This window comes from bacterium (genome assembly GCA_023150945.1).
In the GTDB taxonomy this organism is placed as follows: domain Bacteria; phylum Zhuqueibacterota; class Zhuqueibacteria; order Zhuqueibacterales; family Zhuqueibacteraceae; genus Coneutiohabitans.
The window spans coordinates 197,091-215,179 of record JAKLJX010000006.1; the positions used below are offsets into that span (position 1 = coordinate 197,091).

At 60.4% G+C, this 18,089-nt stretch carries 13 protein-coding genes; 2 read left to right on the plus strand and 11 right to left on the minus strand.

The genetic code is table 11. The features are described from left to right. Positions 1 to 11 precede the first annotated feature (11 nt). Entirely contained in the window at positions 12 to 1,004 is a 993-nt protein-coding gene (locus L6R21_10365) for a LysR substrate-binding domain-containing protein (protein ID MCK6559590.1), read from the plus strand. 173 nt (positions 1,005 to 1,177) lie between these two features. Here the strand turns inward: L6R21_10365 and L6R21_10370 are convergent, their stop codons facing one another. The 11 genes from L6R21_10370 to L6R21_10420 all read right to left on the minus strand — a co-directional run bounded on the left by L6R21_10370 (position 1,178) and on the right by L6R21_10420 (position 16,701). After that, positions 1,178 to 2,428 (minus strand): PAS domain-containing sensor histidine kinase, encoded by a 1,251-nt coding sequence (locus tag L6R21_10370; protein MCK6559591.1) that lies wholly within the window; start codon positions 2,426 to 2,428, stop codon positions 1,178 to 1,180. Positions 2,429 to 2,843: 415 nt separating this feature from the next. Further along, on the minus strand, positions 2,844 to 3,830 hold the full coding sequence (locus L6R21_10375) for a bifunctional oligoribonuclease/PAP phosphatase NrnA (protein MCK6559592.1): 987 nt from the start codon (positions 3,828 to 3,830) through the stop codon (positions 2,844 to 2,846). A gap of 50 nt (positions 3,831 to 3,880) precedes the next feature. Then, positions 3,881 to 6,079 carry a hypothetical protein gene (locus tag L6R21_10380; protein ID MCK6559593.1) on the minus strand — a complete coding sequence of 733 codons (2,199 nt, stop codon included), beginning with the start codon at positions 6,077 to 6,079 and terminating at the stop codon, positions 3,881 to 3,883. Between the two features lie 143 nt (positions 6,080 to 6,222). Then, on the minus strand, positions 6,223 to 8,901 hold the full coding sequence (locus tag L6R21_10385) for a valine--tRNA ligase (GenBank protein ID MCK6559594.1): 2,679 nt from the start codon (positions 8,899 to 8,901) through the stop codon (positions 6,223 to 6,225). A gap of 57 nt (positions 8,902 to 8,958) precedes the next feature. Continuing rightward, complete coding sequence (locus tag L6R21_10390; GenBank protein ID MCK6559595.1) at positions 8,959 to 12,477, minus strand: class I tRNA ligase family protein; 3,519 nt, start codon at positions 12,475 to 12,477, stop codon at positions 8,959 to 8,961. 10 nt (positions 12,478 to 12,487) lie between these two features. After that, entirely contained in the window at positions 12,488 to 12,697 is a 210-nt protein-coding gene (locus L6R21_10395) for a type II toxin-antitoxin system HicB family antitoxin (GenBank protein ID MCK6559596.1), read from the minus strand. Positions 12,698 to 12,705: 8 nt separating this feature from the next. Then, entirely contained in the window at positions 12,706 to 13,143 is a 438-nt protein-coding gene (locus L6R21_10400) for a DUF1801 domain-containing protein (protein ID MCK6559597.1), read from the minus strand. Between the two features lie 192 nt (positions 13,144 to 13,335). Further along, complete coding sequence (locus L6R21_10405; protein MCK6559598.1) at positions 13,336 to 13,542, minus strand: type II toxin-antitoxin system RelE/ParE family toxin; 207 nt, start codon at positions 13,540 to 13,542, stop codon at positions 13,336 to 13,338. A gap of 80 nt (positions 13,543 to 13,622) precedes the next feature. Continuing rightward, the gene (locus L6R21_10410) at positions 13,623 to 13,808 is read right to left on the minus strand and encodes a hypothetical protein (protein MCK6559599.1); all 186 of its coding nucleotides are present in this window, start codon (positions 13,806 to 13,808) and stop codon (positions 13,623 to 13,625) included. Between the two features lie 483 nt (positions 13,809 to 14,291). After that, positions 14,292 to 16,091 carry a hypothetical protein gene (locus L6R21_10415; GenBank protein ID MCK6559600.1) on the minus strand — a complete coding sequence of 600 codons (1,800 nt, stop codon included), beginning with the start codon at positions 16,089 to 16,091 and terminating at the stop codon, positions 14,292 to 14,294. 115 nt (positions 16,092 to 16,206) lie between these two features. Further along, positions 16,207 to 16,701: a hypothetical protein gene (locus L6R21_10420; protein MCK6559601.1), complete on the minus strand. Its 495-nt coding sequence runs from the start codon at positions 16,699 to 16,701 to the stop codon at positions 16,207 to 16,209. A 685-nt stretch (positions 16,702 to 17,386) separates the two neighbouring features. Here L6R21_10420 and L6R21_10425 point away from each other — a divergent pair. Then, positions 17,387 to 18,088 carry a peptidoglycan recognition protein family protein gene (locus tag L6R21_10425; GenBank protein MCK6559602.1) on the plus strand — a complete coding sequence of 234 codons (702 nt, stop codon included), beginning with the start codon at positions 17,387 to 17,389 and terminating at the stop codon, positions 18,086 to 18,088. Position 18,089: the final 1 nt, after the last annotated feature.

The following is an 18,089-nucleotide window of genomic DNA, read 5'->3' on the forward strand; positions in this document are numbered from 1 at the left end:
AGGTTATGCCTATGAACCTCGGGCCGCCTCCTTTCACGTTGCGGCAACTGCAATACGCCGTGGCTGTCGCCGACTCGCTCAGCTTCCGCAAAGCAGCGGAAAGCTGTCACGTCTCACAGCCGTCCCTGAGCGCGCAGCTCGCGCAGATGGAAGAGGCGCTGGGTGTGCGCCTCTTCGAGCGCGACCGGCGGCGGGTGCTGGTCACGGCTGCCGGCCGCAAGATCATCGAGCGTGCCCGCCTCATTCTACGCGAGACCGTCGACTTGTTGGAGTCCGCGCACCGCTCCGCCGATCCGCTCTCCGGTACGCTGCGCATCGGCGTGATTTCGACCCTCTCGCCGTACCTGCTGCCGCGGTTGACTGCCGCGCTGCGTGAAGCCTACCCGCGCCTCACCGTGCTCTGGGCGGAAGACAAGACCGACTCCCTGATGCAGAACCTGAAAGGCGGCACGCTCGACGCTGCTCTCCTCGCGCTCGAAGCCCACATTGGCAATGTTGAGCACGAGATCATCGGATCAGATCCGTTTGTGCTCGCCACACCGGCGGGCCATCCGCTCGGGGCAAAGTCCTCGCCTGCAAAGGCGACGGAGTTGAAGGGCGCCAACGTGCTCCTGCTCGATGATGGCCACTGTTTCCGGGAGCAGGCGCTTGCCTTCTGCTCGAATGCAAAAGCGCACGAGCTTGAGTTTCGGGCAACCAGCCTCTCGACGCTGGCGCAGATGGTGGCCGGTGGCGCGGGCATAACGCTGCTGCCCGAAATCGCGGTGGCGACCGAGGCCAGGCGTGCCGAGCTTGCGATCCGGCCTTTTGCGCAGCCGGCACCAAAGCGGACCATCGCGCTCGTGTGGCGCAGCCGCTCGCCGCTCGGCCCCGCGCTCCGGCAGCTCGCCGCCACAGCCCGCGCCGCCTACAGTCACGTGCCTGCAGCGCGCGTTCACCGCCGCAGTTCGGGAAAGCCGCAGAAGGTGAGCAAAAGCCCTGGCAAAAAGTTGCCGCCAAGATAATTGGCAATAAATCTTGTGCGGAATGATCGAAGGAAGGACGGAACTCCTGGCGGCCTGCGCGGAGGCAAGTGATCGCGGTCAACGCCCGTTGGCCTAACGAACGGTTCCGTTTTTCTGCGCTGGGGCGGGAGCTTTTCCAACGGACCTGTCGCTATTTCCCCTCGCCAATCATCTCACCCCACCAGCAATTCCAGCTTCGGCAGCGTGAAAAAGACGGTTGTGCCTGCGCCCGGCGTGGACTCGAGGCGCACCGTGCCCTGATGGTTCTCAATCAGGCGCCGCACAATTGCCAGGCCGGCGCCGGTGCCGGCGATGTGATGCGCCTGTGGGCTGCGCTGAAACAACTCGAAGGCCTTCGGCAGGAACTCGGCCGGCATGCCCATGCCGTTGTCGCGCACCCAGAAATCATGGCCCGCCGGCTGCTCCTGCCAGCCGATTTCCAGGCGCAGCGGCACTTCCGGCCGCCGGTATTTGATGGCATTGCTCAACAGATTTTCAAACACGGTGCGCAGGGCTTGGCGGTCTGCGAAGAGTCGCGGCCAGCGCGGCGGCAATACCAGCCAGCTTTCGGCATTCGAGAAAGAAGACGGGCCGGACGCGGCGTGCGCCAACGCGGCGAGATCTTCGAGCACGCCGGCGATGGTCTCGCCGAGATCGAACCACTCGCGTTGGGACGGTGCCACACCGATGCGGGAGAATTCGAACAAGTCGAGTATGCGGTGTTCCATCACCGCGGCGTTGTGCTGAATGCGGTCGAGAAAGTGCGCATGCTCCTTGTTGAGCTGTGCGCCCAGTTCTTCGCGCAGCAACGCGGCGAAGCCCTGCACCGAAAGCAGCGGCGTCTTCAGACTGTGGGTAATGAGATGCACGTAGCTTTCCAGTTCCTGGCGGCGCTGTTGCAGCCGGGCCTCGACGGCCCGTTGCGCGGCAAGATCTTGGAGAATCACCAGAAACGTCACCGGCCAGCCGCTGGGATTGAAGCCGCAGGATATCGATACGCGGATGGGAAGGCGCGCACCGTCGCGGCGCACCACGCTGGTTTCGAAATGCTGCAAGCTGCCGTTCTCACGGCGCAAGCGGGAAAGCAGGCGGCGCCGGTCGCGGCTGCGCGGTTGCCAGAGCTGCCACACCGGCTGTCCGAACAAGTCCGCGGCGCAATAGCCCAGCAGCTTCTCCGCACCCCGGCTGACGAGTGCGATGCGAGCCTGACTGTCAGCGCTGATGATCGCTTCACCGCTTTCGGCCAGCAGCACGGCGAGCTGTTCCGGCACACCCAAACGCCAATAGTGGCGGGCGGAAGCGGAAAGCAACGGCGGCGCCTTTTGTGGACCAAACTGCGCGGGCTGCGAGCGATTCTGGGCGGTTGGCGTGGCAGTACTGCCCGGGGGGGTAACTTTGCGGGAACGTGCCGGACTTGCGCTCATGTTGCGACCTCATGATTCCGGCTTGCAAACGGCAAGATTTGATAATGAACGATTCTTCCCGGAGCAAACCGGGACGCAAAATACGGCTTTGGCGCTGATTTGCAAGCGGGAAGATCATTGTTACGAAGATTTAATACGGCCGGAGTGAGATATCACTGCTGTGCTTTCAGGGTCGGCCTGTGCAGTCCCGAGCCTGGTTACGCGGCAACGCTGCTGGGCTGTAGGAAGCGCTTTTACTCTGGCGGTCAGGCCAGCGGAATCTTCCCTGAGATTGAGATTCTCACTCGGTCAAGATTTGCCGGTGTGCGAGTATGTTGCCTGGGTAATACAGGCAAATGAGGCTGTTCACTCGGCTGAAAGACGATACGACTTCACGGCAAGACCCCGAAACCGTGACAAATGCAAAACGCGCCGCTCAGAACAGGGACTTGGCCTCTTCGATCACCTGCGGGATCACGTTCTTCAACGTGCCGTCCACGAGCGCGCCGGCCGCAAACGGGTGTCCGCCGCCGCCGAGCTGATTGGCCAGGCCGTTGATCACGATGCGCCCCTTCGAGCGAAAACTGATCTTGGTCTTGCCGTCTTTGGTTTCCAAAAACATGATGCAGATTTCCACGCCGCGAATGGTGCGCGGAAAATCGGCGAAGCCTTCGGTGTCGAGCGGCGTGGTGTTGGTGGCTTTCATGGTTTCCTGGTTGACCACGAACCACACCAGCCGGCCGTCCTTTTCGTATTTCAGATTGTTGAGAATGTAGGCGAGCAGCCGCATCTTGTGCGGCGGCTGATTCTCATAAACGTTTTGATAAATCTGATGCGGATTGGCGCCGGCCATCAGCAGCTCTGCCGCCACCCGGTGCGCCTCCGGCGACGTGTTGGAATAGCGAAAGGAACCGGTGTCGGTCATCACCGCAGTGTACAACGCCTCGGCAATGCGGCCGCGCAGATTGGCGCCGAGATAGACCAGCAGCCGGTGAATCAACTCGCCCGTGGAAGAAGCGGGCGGATAAATGACATCGAGATCGGCAAAGGGCTGATTGACCGGATGGTGATCGATGCACACTTTCGGCAGCGCGAGCGTGCGCAGCAGCTCACCCAAATCGCGCAGGCGCTTCCAATCGCTGATGTCGAGAATAAAAACGACGTCGCTTTCCCGCACGCTTTGCTCGTGCCGCTCCGGCCGGTAGAGTTGAATGTCACCCAGCGGATCGAGAAACTCGCAATTGTCGGGCGTTTCGCTGTGGTTGAGAATCAGCGCTTCCTTGCCGAGATTGCGCAGATAGGTCGCCAGCGCGATCTCCGAGCCGATGCCGTCACCGTCCGGATTGACGTGCGTGGTGAGAATAAAGCGATGGTTCGAGTGAATGAGAGATTTGATCTGCTGTAGTTCGTTGGTCGAAATCATCAGGGTCCTTTGCTGCTCGAATCGAATCGGATCTGCTGACGCAGAGATTATCACTGGGGCACAACCGCCTTGCTGAAGCCGACGTTGCCGTTGGCATCCGCGACTTTGACCGCGAGCAATTTGCCGCGCGCCTCCGCCGCCAGCGGAATTTGGAAACGCTCGCTCAACTGGTCGGCCACCTGATCAACCGGATAGAGAAGCTGCCACTCGCCGGCATCGAGACTGTACCACGCCTCGCTCAAACGTGAAAGACGATCACTGGCCTGAAACGTGGCCACGCGGCCGGTCGCGGTGGCGGCAAAAGTGAGCGCACTCACGGCCGGCGGCGTGTTGTCGATGAGGAACATCTCGCTGGTTTTCTGCACGCTGAGCGCTGCGGCCGGCGGATTGCTCTGGCGGTCGCTGGCCGTGACGCGCACGTGATATTCGCCGTCGGGCAGCGACTGGCTGTCAAAGGTATAAACCTGGCCGCGATATTTCTTCGCCAGCTCGCGCCAGGATTGGTCGCCGCTGCCGCGAATCTCCAATTGAAACTCGAGCTGATCCTTGTTCTCGTCGCGCGCCTTCCAGCCGAAGGATTGCGCGCCCTTTTGATTGGTCTTGCGGCCGGCCGGCGGCGTGCCGGCGCTGGCCTCGCCGCTGCTGCTCTCGGCAGCATGATCGTTGGCATTCTGCGCCGCGTCGGGAAAAGCCTCGCCCGCCGGATAGATTTTGATTTGCGTGATCTCAGGCGCGAGATTCGCCTGCAAATATGAAATGCGCATCTCCCGCACAGAGGCCGCCGGCTCGCTGCTGCTGGAGAGTACAACTTTCCATTGCAGAAAACGGCCGGCCGGGCTGGCAATCGCGCCGCTGGCGTCGGTGGCCGGCACCGGCGTCCAGTCGCTCCACGTCCGGTCCGGCTTGCCGGTGTTGCCGCTGCGGGTGAAAACCTTCACGGCCGCGGCCGCATTCGTCTGCCAGGCGGCCGCGCCCCACTGCGCCGGCGCGCCGGCATCGATCACTTCCGCCAGGTATTCTCCCTGGCTGCGCGGGCTTTTTCCAAGAAATTGAGCCACGCCGGGATTGGCCGTGGTCAAAACAATCTGACCTTTCGCTTCCGGACCGACCGAGGTGATCTGGCTGGCATCAGATTCCAGCAACAGAGTACGGCTGCCCTCGGCATTTAGCAGAAAGACTTTGCCCTTGTCGCCAGTGCCGACCAGCAGGTGAAAACTCTCCTCTTTCGTGGCATAAGCCGTGGTCAACAGCATGGCGTGCACGCGCTCGCTGCGCGAGGACCACAACGTTTTCGCAATGCCGTGGGGAGAAACGCGGTAAATCGCGCCCACGCCGGCCTCCGGAGTGGCACCGCCGGGCGTGGACACCTCCGAGACAGAAACAGTCACCTCGCCGCTCGCGGGAATCATGATCACGTTTTCATCATCTTCTTCGCTCACTTCCGCGCCCGCGGACGGTGCAGCGGTTGGCGCAGTCGTCGCCGGCAGAAACGGCATGACACCCGCCGCAGCGCCGGCGAGATAAAGATCGCCATTGTTGTGCAACGCGAGGGCGACAATCTCGGCGGAGGGCGCATCGTACAGCACCGAAACTTTTTTGTCTGCGGTCAGGCGATAGAGATAACCATTGCCGCTCGAACCGGCATACAACACCTGGCCGCGCTCGTCCCACCGCAGGCAACGCAAATGCGTTTCATCGGATTCAAAAAAGGTTTCGACTTGGCCGGCGGCCGAAATCTGCAAGACGGTTCCGGGCTCTCCGGTTGCAGCGAAGACGCGGCCGCCGACACCCGATTCGAGTGCCCACACGTATTTGGCCGTGGGCTGGTGAACGGGCTCCGCTTTGCCGCCGGGCGTGTAGCGGTAGATCTGGCCGTCCGGCGAGGTCGCAAAGTAGAGGCGGTCACCGGCAAAAGTCATGGCCATCACCGCGACTTCCTTGCCGGCGAAGACGGTATCGGCCTTTTGCCGGCCAGCGAGGCGCAACACCAGCGCGGGGTTGCCGCCGCCGAGATAGACGTTGCCCTGCGGATCGGCGGCTGCGCACCAAATCGCGGGCAGGCTGGGCCGGTGAAGCTCCTGCACCGCGGGCGCCAGGATAAGTTGGCCCTGCGCGTTGATCGCGATGCCCTGCGCCTTGCCTTTTTCCAATTGTTCCTGTGTTGAGAAGGTTTTGAAGGTGGCCGTAGCGGCAAGAAGACTCGTGGTGAGCATTCCGGCCAAAAGAACAGCATACGATCGCTTGTGCATTGTAATCCTGTCAGTCATCACGAAACGGTTTGGTTGATCTCACATCGCATCAATCATTCAAAAACAAGAGGTCCGCATTCTCCGCGTTCAACTTTTGGAAACGAGAAAGCTGAGATTTTTCCGCGCGGCAATGCGCCCGGCAGTCAGGCCAGCGATTCCAGTCTTTCCCGCAGCGAGTCGATGGTGGCGCCGATCTTGGCGGCTTCCGCTTTGGTGGATTGAATGAACTCGGGCTTGGCTTGCTGCAGGAAGCGTTCATCCTTCAGCTTCTGCTCGAGGCGCGCCAATCGCTGCTGCTCGGTCTCGAGTTGCCTGGCCAGGCGCGTGCGCTCCACCGCGAGGTCGGCCTGGCTCAGACTGACCGCCACCGTGAACGCGGCATCCACCGCCACCACGGCATTGCGCAACGCGGTGGCGGAACTCTGCGGCGCGTTCTCGATTACCGGCTCGGTCGTGCGTGCCAGCCGGGAAATGATCTCGCGGCAGGCTGCGAAAATTTGGGCATGCTGGCGCGGTTGAATCAAAACATCGACCTTGGCGTTGGGCTGAATCTCCTTTTCCGAGCGAATGCGACGAATCTCGGTGAGCAGCCGCACCACGGCATCAACGCCTTCCACTTCCGCGGGCCAATCGTGCGCCGCCTCGATCTCCGGCCACGCCGCGCGCACCAAGTACTCCGGCCGCCCCAGCTCCTGCCACACCTGCTCGGTCACGAACGGCATGAACGGATGAAACAGCCGCAAATAGCAATCGAATGCGTGCCGCAGTACCGCCGCGGTCTCGCCGAGTTGCTTGAGCGACTCGAGTTTGATCGCTTCGAGGTAGAAATCGCAGAATTCGCCCCAAAACGAGGCGCGTATGTGTTCGGCGGCATCGTTGAACGCATAGCCGGTGAGGCGATTGTTGGCGGTGGCGATCAGCGTCTTCAGCCGCATCAACATCCAGCGATTCACGGGATGCTCTACCTGCGCGGGCGTTCCCGCCGCGGCCGGCGCGGCAGCGAGGCTGCGCTCCACCAGCTTGGCGGCGTTCCAGATCTTGTTGACCAGCCGCTTGCAGGCGGTGATCTGCTCTTTGGAGAGGCGCGTGTCCCGGCCGGCGGAACTGCTCAACACCATCGCCAGCCGCAGCGGATCAGCGCCGTCTTCGCGAATCACGTCGAGCGGATCGATGCTGGTCTCGGGCTTGGTCTTCGACATTTTCTCGCCGTCTTTGTCCAGCACCATGCCGTGCAAATAGACCACGCGGAAAGGCACCTGGCCGGTGACGTAGGTGGTCATCAGAATCATACGCGCCACCCAGAAGAACAGAATGTCCCAGCCGGTTTCCATCACGGAGGTGGGATGGAACCGCTGGAAATCCGGGCTGGCAGCGAGAATCTGTTTGAGGTCGAGCTGCGGATCGGCCGCGCGCTTGGGATCGACCAGCGTGCTCCACGTCCACAACGCCGATGAGAACCAGGTGTCGAGCGTATCCGGATCCTGCACCCAGCCGTCGCCCTGGGGCGGGCGATGACCGACGTAGAACTCCTCCGGCCCGCGATACCATGCCGGAATGCGATGGCCCCACCAAATCTGCCTCGAGATGCACCAGTCGCGCAGGTTTTCGATCCAGTGATAATACTTCTTCTCCTCGTGATCTGGCACGATGCGGATTTCGCCGGATTCCACCACGGATTTCATCACCTGCTTCAGGCTGAGCAACTTGCCGCGCCAGGGCATCGCCGGCTTGTTGACGTCGATGAACCATTGCTCTTTGGGCAACGGCTCGATGGGCTGTTTCGAGCGATGGCAAATCGAGATGGGTTGGGTGTAGGTTTCGATCTTGGCCATGAGCCCGGCTTCCTGTAGATCGCGCACGAATGCCTCACGGCACTCCAGCACCGTCATGCCGGCGTAGGGACCTGCGGCCTCGGTCATGCGGCCGTCTTCGCCGATCACTTGAATGAGCGGCAGGCCGTGTTTGCGTGCAATCTCGAAATCGACCTGGCTGTGGCCGGGAGTCACGCCCAGCGCGCCGGTGCCGGTTTCCGGATCGACGAACTCCGCATCCGCCACCACTTTGACGGTGATGGTAGGCCCTTTGGGCCACGGCACTGCAATGGTCTGGCCGAGATAGGCCTGCCAGCGCGGGTCATCGGGATGCACTGCCACCGCAGTATCGCCGAGTTTGGTTTCCGGCCGGCTGGTACCCACCAGAAACGGGCCGTAGCGCATGGTGTAGAATTTCGCCTCGCGCTCGACGTGATCGATCTCATCGTCCGACACCGTGGTTTGCAGCGCCGGATCCCAGTTGACGATGCGCGGCCCGCGGTAGATCAAACCGTCGCGGAACATGCGGCTGAACACGGCGGTGACGCAGCGCGACAGCGCGGCGTCCATGGTGTAGCGCTCGCGCGACCAGTCGCAACTCGAGCCCATGGCGCGAATCTGCGCGCGGATGGTGGATTGCGCGCCGGCGACGTAGTCGATGATGCGGCGCACCAATTCCTCGCGGCCGAGCGTTTTGCGCGGATCGGCAATGCCTTCTTTCTGCAGCATCTTGATGACCACGTTTTCCGTGGCAATGGCGGCATGATCCGTTCCCGGCACCCACAATGCCTCGTCGCCGGCCATGCGGCGCCAGCGAATCATCAGATCTTCGAGGGCGAGCATGATGGCGTGGCCGAGGTGAAGCGTGCCGGTGGCATTGGGCGGCGGCATCGAGATGGTGAAGGCCGGTTTGTTGGAATCGCGGTCAGCGTTGAAGCAGCCGCTTTGCTCCCAGCGGCGGTAAAGCTCCGGCTCACAGGTTTTATGGTCGAAATATTCTGCGAAAGGCATGCGGTGAACTTGCTCCTGAAAATGAGGTGTGCGGCGGCGCCGCTTCATTGACGAATTCTATCTCAAGAAACTCCGGGTTAGCTTCATGATCTCTTCACGATCGCGATCTGCGAGTTTGGGCAGCGGCGTTTGCAGGAGATCGATATCGTTGCGGCGTTGCGCGATCTGGCGCACGAGATCATCCATCCACGGCTCCGCCGCCGGCGCCGGGCCCGCGTCCGCAAAGCGGTCCGCGGTCCACGCGGCAACTTTCTCGAACAAGAACGGGCAAATCGGACTGAAGGCCGTGGCCAGGCGAGCGATGACTGCGGCCACGGTCGCGTGCGGGACGCCGGGATTGCTGCCCGCCTGCTTGCGCGCGGCGACGACATTGGCATAGCGGCCAAACGCCTCGATCATCTCGATCAGAACCACGGCGGCTGCGGCGTAGTGCTGCGCCTCATAAGCATTGTGCACGGCGTCTGCCGCGGCCACCGTCTGCGCGATCAGCCAGCGGTCAGCCGGCCGCGCTTCGCCGCCCGGCTTCGCCTCGCCAAGCAGGTTGTGCAAGCCCGCCAGCTTGGCCAGCAGCAAATGCACCGCCTTGCGGCCACGGCGCAGCTTGCTTTCTGAAGCGGAGGCCACTTCCTGAAAACCACTTTCCACGCACAGCAAGTAGCCCAGACGCAGAGCATCGGCGCCGAACCGGCGGATCAGCGTGCTGGGCTGCACCACATTGCCCAGGCTGTGGCGCATGGGCCGGCGTACCATGCGAAAGTGAAACCGCTCTTCATCGGCCAGATCTTCGGCGGCGCCGGGCTGCGGCAACAATGCGCGTTCGGAAATTTGCAGACTGCCGTGCACTTGAATGTGCTGAAACACCGGCCGGCCGGTGATCAGATAGGCGACGATCTGCGAAGGCACCACCCAGCGCAGCAACAAATCCGGATCAACGAAAACTTCCTCGATGGCCGCCGGCACGGGCTGGGCCGGCCAACCGGCGCCTTGCAGCGACCAGGCCGCCAGCGAAAACCAGGTGGACAAGACTTCCTGCGGGTTTTCAGGAATCTCGTTGCCCCACCAATGCTGCCGGGAAATGCACCACGGCTCCAATCCGGCAAGGTGAGCGAGCACGCGCTCCTGCCAGCGCGGATGCGAAAACCGCACCGCGCCGGTCTCGATGCCGCGGCGCAAGTGGCCGGCTCCGGCTTCCACGCGCACGAACAACTGCGCGGAATTGCGTTGATACACCACCGATTCGCAACGCTGGCAGCGATGCGCATCAATCGCCTCATGGCCGGGGATCTGAGTTGCATCCGCGCCGATGTGTTCCAGCACCTTGCGCCGCGCTTCCGTCGGCGAGAGAGGCTCATAGCCCGGCACGCTCACCGCACCCTTCTCATCAAACACCACGATGGCCTCTTCCAGGTGCGCCTGGCGCGCGATCTGCTCATCGCTGCGATGGTGGGCCGGCACCAAAAAGACCGCATCGGCGGCAAGCTCTTGCACCGCCAGAATGGGCAACGCCACGCCGCTCACCGGATGCGAGGCCGTTTGTCCGGCAAAATGGCCGAAGGGGCCGGCCGCCTTCACCGCCACCGCCACCGCGCCCAGCACCAGCTCGGGAAAATGCGTCTTGGTCTCGAGTGCGCCGGTTTTGGTGCGAAAGCGAATGCTGTAATGATGGTCGACTTTGAGCTTGGCGCGGCTGACCTCCGAGGCCACCAGCACGGTTTTGCAGCGCGGGCACTGGTAAGCCCAGCGCTTCTCGCGCACGAGCAAGCCGGCATCTTTGAGGCTAAAGAACAAGCGCTCGACTGCGCGCCGGCCCGCCTCGGCCATGGGATTGAGCCAGCCGGCCTGATCGAAGCCAATGCCGAGCTGCTGCATTTGTTCGCGAATCGCAGCATCATTGCGATTGAAAAAATCGCGGCAAATCGCGGTGAATTCCGGCCGGCCCACTTCCTCGCGCTCGTAGGGCAGCGAGTTCTCGATCGCGAGCTGCAGCGCCAATCCGCCGTGGTCCGTGCCCAGCACGCGCCGCGGCCGCTGATTGGTGAGCAACTCGCGGGCGCGGGCGCGCACATCGAGCAGCAGGGGCGAAGTGAACGAGGCCAAATTCGGACTGGAAACTGCGGAGATCGGCGCGGCGGCGAGACTGCCATGCTCCCCGCGAAAACGGCCCTGTTTGTCCCACGCCAGCCGCAGCGCCGGCTCATCGAGCGGCGGATCGAAAATCGGGCGAGTGGCGTCGTGCGCGCGCATCCGCCCGGCGCCGCTCCAATTCGAAGCCAGCAAATGATCGACGATGCGGCGGCCGCGATGCCCGAGAATGGGATGCAACTCGCTGGCGGCGACATCGGCGAGTTCATTCGCCGCTTGCGTGGGCGGAATGAACAAATTGCGGGCATGCCGCAGCACGCGCAGCGTATCGGGATAAACGCGCTCGGCGGCAACGCGGATGTCGTCCTGCAGATAGCCGTGCCACTCATCGCAGCAATTGGTGATGCCCATGCGGTTGCAGACGTAATCCGGCACGAAAGTGATGCCGCGCCGCCAGAGCCGTTCGGGATCGTAGCGCTCTTCCAACAAGATATTGTTGGCCGCGCCGCACACCAATCGCACTTTCAGCCGCGGAATGGTATGGGCATTGATCACCCCGCCGCGCGCGCAGGGGGCGAGGATATCCGCCACGAGATCGAAAATCTCCTCCGGCCCAACCACATGCAGCCGTGGCCGCTTGGCCTTGAGTGACTGAATGGCTTGCTCATTCACGTCAGCAATCCACACGGCCGCGCCCAAATCATCCAGCATTTCGATCAGCGGCCGGCCGACGTTGCCGGCGCCTTGCACTGCCACCCGCACACCACGCAGCTCATCCGAACCGGTGATGAAGCGCCACGCGGCCTGCATGCCGCGCAACACGCCCTGCGCCGTGAACGGCGAGGGATTGCCGCTGCCGCCGAGCGCAGTTGAAATGCAGGTGGTAAAGCGATTCTGGCTGAGAATAGCGTCCATGTCCGCGGTTTTGGTGCCGACGTCTTCCGCGGTGTAGTAAATGCCTCCCAGGCTGGCAACGAAGCGGCCGTAAGCCTCGAACAACCGGCGGCGCTCAGGCCCGGGCGGCCGTTCATCCGGCATTTTGAGATTGGGCGGCAGCGGAATGATGCCCTTGCCGCCGCCCCACCACAGACCGGCGAGCGCATTCTTGCGGGTCATGCCCTGTGCCAGGCGCAAGCCGTCCATCAGGACTTCCGCGACGCTGTCGTAGCGCCAGAAGCGCAGTCCGCCCTGTGCCAGGCCGCGGCGGGTGTCGTGCACGAACGCGAAGAACAATGTGGGAATGCCGTCTTCCCGGCCGATGAAAACCCCTTCATGATTGCTGAAATCCTGGGACAGCTCAAAGAACGCCTGCACCGGCGCCAAAATTTGCGGATGCGAGAGCGTGAATTCACCATTCTCGAACAAGACGCAGGCGCGAGAGATGCCGGCCTGCTCCAACTGACGATGAAGGTCCGTCACGCTCCACTGGCGCACCGAGCGCGCCAGGGCGCGGCGTTTTTCGTCAAACGATTGCGTGGCGTCTTGGGCTGGCACGACTGCGCCTCTATTCGGTTAATGACTCACGAATGACTTGCTGGCCCTGCAAAGATTCCTCCGCAAGCGTACGATTGGCGTCCAATACCATGACAATGGATTCTTGCAGATTGCTTCTTGTTTCCTCTAATGTCTCACCTTGCGTATTCGCGCCAGGTAATTCTTCAACAAATCCGATGGAGCCTTTAGGTACTTTTTGATGAACAGCAGTCAGTTTCATCCTCGATCTTATTTTTTCCGCGTTTTGTGTGCACGATCGAGTTTGCGCGCAAGCTTGGTGCCTTCCACGATCAACTTGCGCAGCGTCGGCAGATCAATGTCTTCCAGTTTATTAACGTACAAACAGCCTTTGCCGGTTTTGTGCTTTCCCAGCTTTTGCAGCAGCGCCTGGTGCGGCGTAAGCCCGCCCATGATGTAGAGCGTCAAATTCTGCTTGCGCGGCGAAAACCCGGTGAGGAACCAATCGCCTTCGCGCCCGCTGGCATAGACGTAGTGATAGCGGCCGAAGCCGACGATGCTGCTGCCCCACATCTCCGGCTCAGCCTTGGTGGCCCTCTTCATCATCTCCAGCACCGTGAGACATTCCTGCCGGCGCTGTTTATCCGTGATGCTGTTGAGGAATTTGGTGACACTTTGTTTGTTTACTTTTGTTTTGAGTTCGGCCATGGGAGAGTCCTTGGGTGGAATGAGGCAGCCTTCGTTCTGTAGAAAATCTATTTCGACTGAACCGATCATCACTAGCACATTACTGCTCGAATTTTTATGTCGCGAGCGTAATGCTTGCCATTTCAAGCTACGATACTCTTAGATGATCGCAATATGTTGATGTTTTACACTGGCGCAGTATGATTGGCTAGCTTACGGAAAGTATCTGTAGATTCCCTTTCGATGCGGAAACCGAACGAACACAACACGCTCGTTTTCTAGTTTCAATCCAATCCGATAATCCCCAATTCTGATACGATAGTAGCTTTCTCCGCCTTTAAGCTGTTTGAGATTGTTGATTGCCCCGCTATTCGTCGCTTGATCAAATTCTTCGATAATCTCCCTTATCTGCTGCAGCAATTGTTTCTCTTTGAACTTCTTGAGATCTCAAGCAAAACTCTTTCTGAATTCCAGCGTCACGCCTTCGCCTCGATTATTCTTTAGATTTCTTCTTTGCTCGTTGCTTTTGCCGTCTCACCTTCTTTAATGGCGTGAATAAGCGCGATATCCTCCAAGGCCTCGGTAAAAAGCTCCGAGAACAAAGCTCTTCTTTCCTCCAGCACTTCAATTAAAGCCGTCTTCAATACATCCTTTAGTCGGCTTTCATCAAATACGATCTGTTCCATTTCAATCTCCCAAAGACGGGTTGGCAACCTAGAGCATGATCAACAACCACTAGACAATCTTTGAATATAGCATAAAACTGAAAACATACAATTGCCGGGGGCTTTGGTTTTCAGTTCGGCCATGGGAGGGTTCCTCGGTGCAAAGTTGCAGAATCACCTCTGTATTGTATCTCATCTTGACTCGTATGATCGTCATCAGATTGAAGTGCCCTGAACGCCATGCCGCTATTTGATCTCATCCCCGTCCTGAACTTCTCGGGTGGGTACTTTCTTCAAAATAATCCGCCCCTCCTCTTCAACCCCGAGAGAGATTTCCTCTGCAGCCGGGATTCCAGTGTTGAAATCATTTCAAGCTGAGTTACCCGGATATAGAGCAGATACGTGGGCAATTGATTTATTGATGCGCCTTGATATTCCGCCTCACGTTCCATGCTGTAATCACCTCGCGGCACGGCCTCAATCAACCCAGTGGTCAGAACGTCACTACTTCACCCTCACTCGAATCATCTTCATGCCGGCAATGGCATAAGGTCTGGCTTCTGTTTTCTTTCGTGCCGGAGTCTCCGGAAACACCACCTGCTGCGCCGCTTCTGCCAGCACCCGCTGCCGCGCAAACGAGGTGTTGCCCTTCAAGTTCTGCGCCTGCAGAATCGCGAAAGCGGTGGGCGGCAGGGAGCTCAGCTCATCGCCTTCGACGATCAGACCGCGATCGGGCGTGCTCACCTGAACATACAGCGCATCGTTGCGCCGGCGCTCATTGAGCAACGCCGCCAATTGCGCGAAGCTGCGCGGGGAAAAGCGGCCCGGGAAAAATTGCTGCTCCTGGCGCGTCAACTCGCGGCTGCCGCCAACCGTGACCGTGAGCACATTGCCCTCCAGCACTTTCGGCAGGGTGAGCCGCTGCTGCACGACCACCTCCGGGCCGCGATAGGCTTTGACTCGCGCAAACACGTTGATGCTGTCGCCCGCCCCCGCCAGGCTGCGGTCCAGCCACACCTGCTCAACGGTGGCGTAACGCCAGCCCGGCAGCGAAGTGAAACGCAAATCCACCCCCGCGATTTTCACCGGCTCGAGGTCGTTGGCCATCACCGTGCCCAGGGACGCGGCAATCTCGCCGGTCGCCTGCAGAATGCCATTCAAAAATCCCTGGCCGGCGATCGGCAACATGCCGGGATAGAAATTCTCCAATTTGATTTTGGCGCCGTCGCGCAGCCGAATTTCGCCGCTAAGCTGCAGACTGTTTTCGCCGGTGGCCAGCCGCGCGGATTCGAGCGTGTTCACCAGCACGAAACGCAACACCAGCGGCATCAGCGTGCTGATCGCGCGCTCATCGGTGAACTCGAAATGGAAGCGGGTTTCCCTGCCGGTTTCGCTGGCATAGGTCACGGCCAGTGGCACCAGATTCGCCATGCCGCCCACCTCACCATAGACTCCGGTGGTGCGATCCTGGCGCAACGTGCCGAGTACTTCGGTGCTCGCGCCGATTTTGAAAGCGCTCAATTCGCTCGGCACGACCGTGAGAATCTTGGCGAGCGCGATCGGCATCTCCACCGGCCCGAGATCAAAAAACGGATGGCCAAAAGCCAGCACGCGATTGCCCTGGCGATAGGTGACGGTGCCGATGGCGTCGACCGTGGCATCGCCGCGCAACAGCACGGCGCCAACTGCCGCGCCGGGAATCAGTTGATCGGCGGTGACGGTTTCACCCGCCACGGCACCGCCATTCACCGCCAGCAGGCCGGCGGGCTGCAACAATCCGGCGGCTTGCTGCACCAAAGCGGATTGAAAGCCCGAGAATGCCAGCGGCAAAGGCAACGGTTTGATCTGGTCGGCGGCGTGCATGCGCTTGCGGAAGAGCGTTTGCGGGATGAAATTTTCCCACGCCGGTTCGGCCAGACCCAGCGCCATTTCCAAAAACGGATTGTCGCCGGCCGCAGTGAACGCCGCAAGTTCCTGCTCGCGCGCGGCTTCGCGCTCCATGATCTCGATCATCTCATGAATCGGCGTGGCGCCGGCGAGTGGCTGTTTCAGGAATACGCTGATGGAATAAGAGAGTGCGCCGGCGAGTTTGCCGTCAATGTAAATCGGGCTGCCGCTCATGCCGGCGGCGACGCCGGTGAAGCGCGCATTCTCACTGTCCAGCCGGATGAGAATCAAATTGCGCTTGGGGTAGAAATCGCGCATCACTTCGACCACTTCGAAGTCGAACTCTTCAGGCTGATAGCCGCTGAACACCGTGCGGCCCTTGCCTTTCATGCCCGCTTTGATTTGGTCGAGTGGCATCAGGTCTTGCGCCAGCGCAGTGGACGTCAGGAATGCAAACAGGCTGAGGTATTGCAAGAAACGGCGGATAGGCGATTGGTAAAGTCCCATAGGAATCCGTCAATAACCGTGCACTTTAGTGGCTGAAATTTCGCGTGAAGTCAGGAAGATTGTCCGGAATTTGAACGTGCAAAATAGAGGAAATGCGCACGAATTGCAATGAAAATAACGCAGCCGCCCATGCTTTGCCGGCGCAAGAGGTATGATGATCACAGGAAGCGCCCGAACCGGGCGTGCCATTCGTGCAGAAAATAAAAAAGGCGCGGCTCACCTTCCGTGGGTCACCGCGCCAGTTCGGATGCAGTGCAAAGCTGTGGTACCAAGAATGCGCCGAAGCGCGTTCGGGTCGTCCCTGGCCCTGGGCTCCTGCCTGAGCCCGGCAACGCTTGCGCGCTGCCGTTGTGAAGTTGTTTGGCTTGCCGGAATCAGCAGCGGCGCCGTGCCTGGCGCCGTGGCTCAATCGCCCGCCGAATCTGTCCTGTGCAATGCGTGGGCATTTGATCCATTCCCTGGCGGCTTCCCTGCCGCCGACTGTGCTGCCGGCCAGCCCAAACAACGAAACAAAGATCAAGAGCGAACTTCGCGATCATCCTGATCCGCTGCTGGTTTGAACGACGCCCTCCTGGCAGAGGTTCAAACTTCCTTGAGAATCCCCGGGCTGCTCTTTCTACTGCCCGGCGAGAGGTGATCTGTGCGTCCTGCTTGCCATACGAATCTGAAACACCTTGAGACAGCGTGATTCAGATTTGTAAGTCCAACCACAATTGCAAGTGCAAATCCTGTTTTTGGACGACTGCCCTAACAAACCTGCAGTAAACGTGCCAGAGTATGCAGAGGGAAGTTCAAGCACAGCCAGTACCAGTCCGAGAATGTTCGCAACTTCGGCGACGCCGAGGATGCAAAGACGTCGCGTGTCATGAAACTCCGAAGACTCTGACCCGCCGGCAAAGCTGCCGCAGAAACATCTTGGCAAATGGGCTGCGGTGCCGGACGGAGACGAGCTGCGCTCGCAACCAGCGGTCCTTCAAGTCGGTGGCACACACCGCGCCATGGCCCCGGCGTTCGGAATTGCCTCAGTGACATAGCGTAACGCAGACAACAAGTCTGCTGCAAACGAGACACGCGCGCTTCCTGTGCCCCTGCGCCCCGGCCTGGAGCGATACGCCATTCCGCGAATTCCCCTTGAAAGCAAGAGATTTTCTTGCCATCTTCGCCGGCAAATTCACGACGATGCTATTTCTAATCCGAGTCTGACCATGCCAACACGAATTCGCAGCCTTTTCCCTGCCGCTCTGATGATCGGCGCCCTCTGCGGTTGCGGTCCGGCAATCAAGATCATTGACCGACCCATTCCGTTTTCGGAAGAACGCGTGCAGCTCACCCGTGATTATCTTGCCGGCCACTACGGCCTGACCGTGCCGGACATCACGATTACGCCGCGCGTGATCGTCCTGCACTGGACCGCGATCGCTGATCTCGAAAAATCATTTGCCGCGTTTGCTCCGGAGCGGCTGCCGGCTTCACGCCCCGAGTTGCGCAGCGCCGGCGAGGTGAACGTCGCCATTCATTTTCTCGTCGGTCAAGACGGCAGCATTCTCCGCCTCATGCCGGAAAACTGGATGGCGCGCCATTGCATCGGTTTGAATTATGAGGCGATCGGGGTGGAAAATGTCGGCGGTCAAAACGGCCTGGACAATCTTACCAGCCAGCAGGTGGAGGCAAACATCAAGCTGGTGCGCTACCTGGTGCAGAAATTCCCCACCCTCGAGTATCTGATTGGCCATCATGAGTATCTGGAATTCGTCGGACATCCGCTGTGGCGCGAGCGCGACCCCAATTATCGCACGGAAAAGATCGACCCCGGCGACCGTTTCATGACCGCAGTGCGCGCCGGCGTGGCCGCGCTCAACTTGAAAGGCGTCGCCGAAATTCGCCAGGAAAAACAATTACCGAACTGAG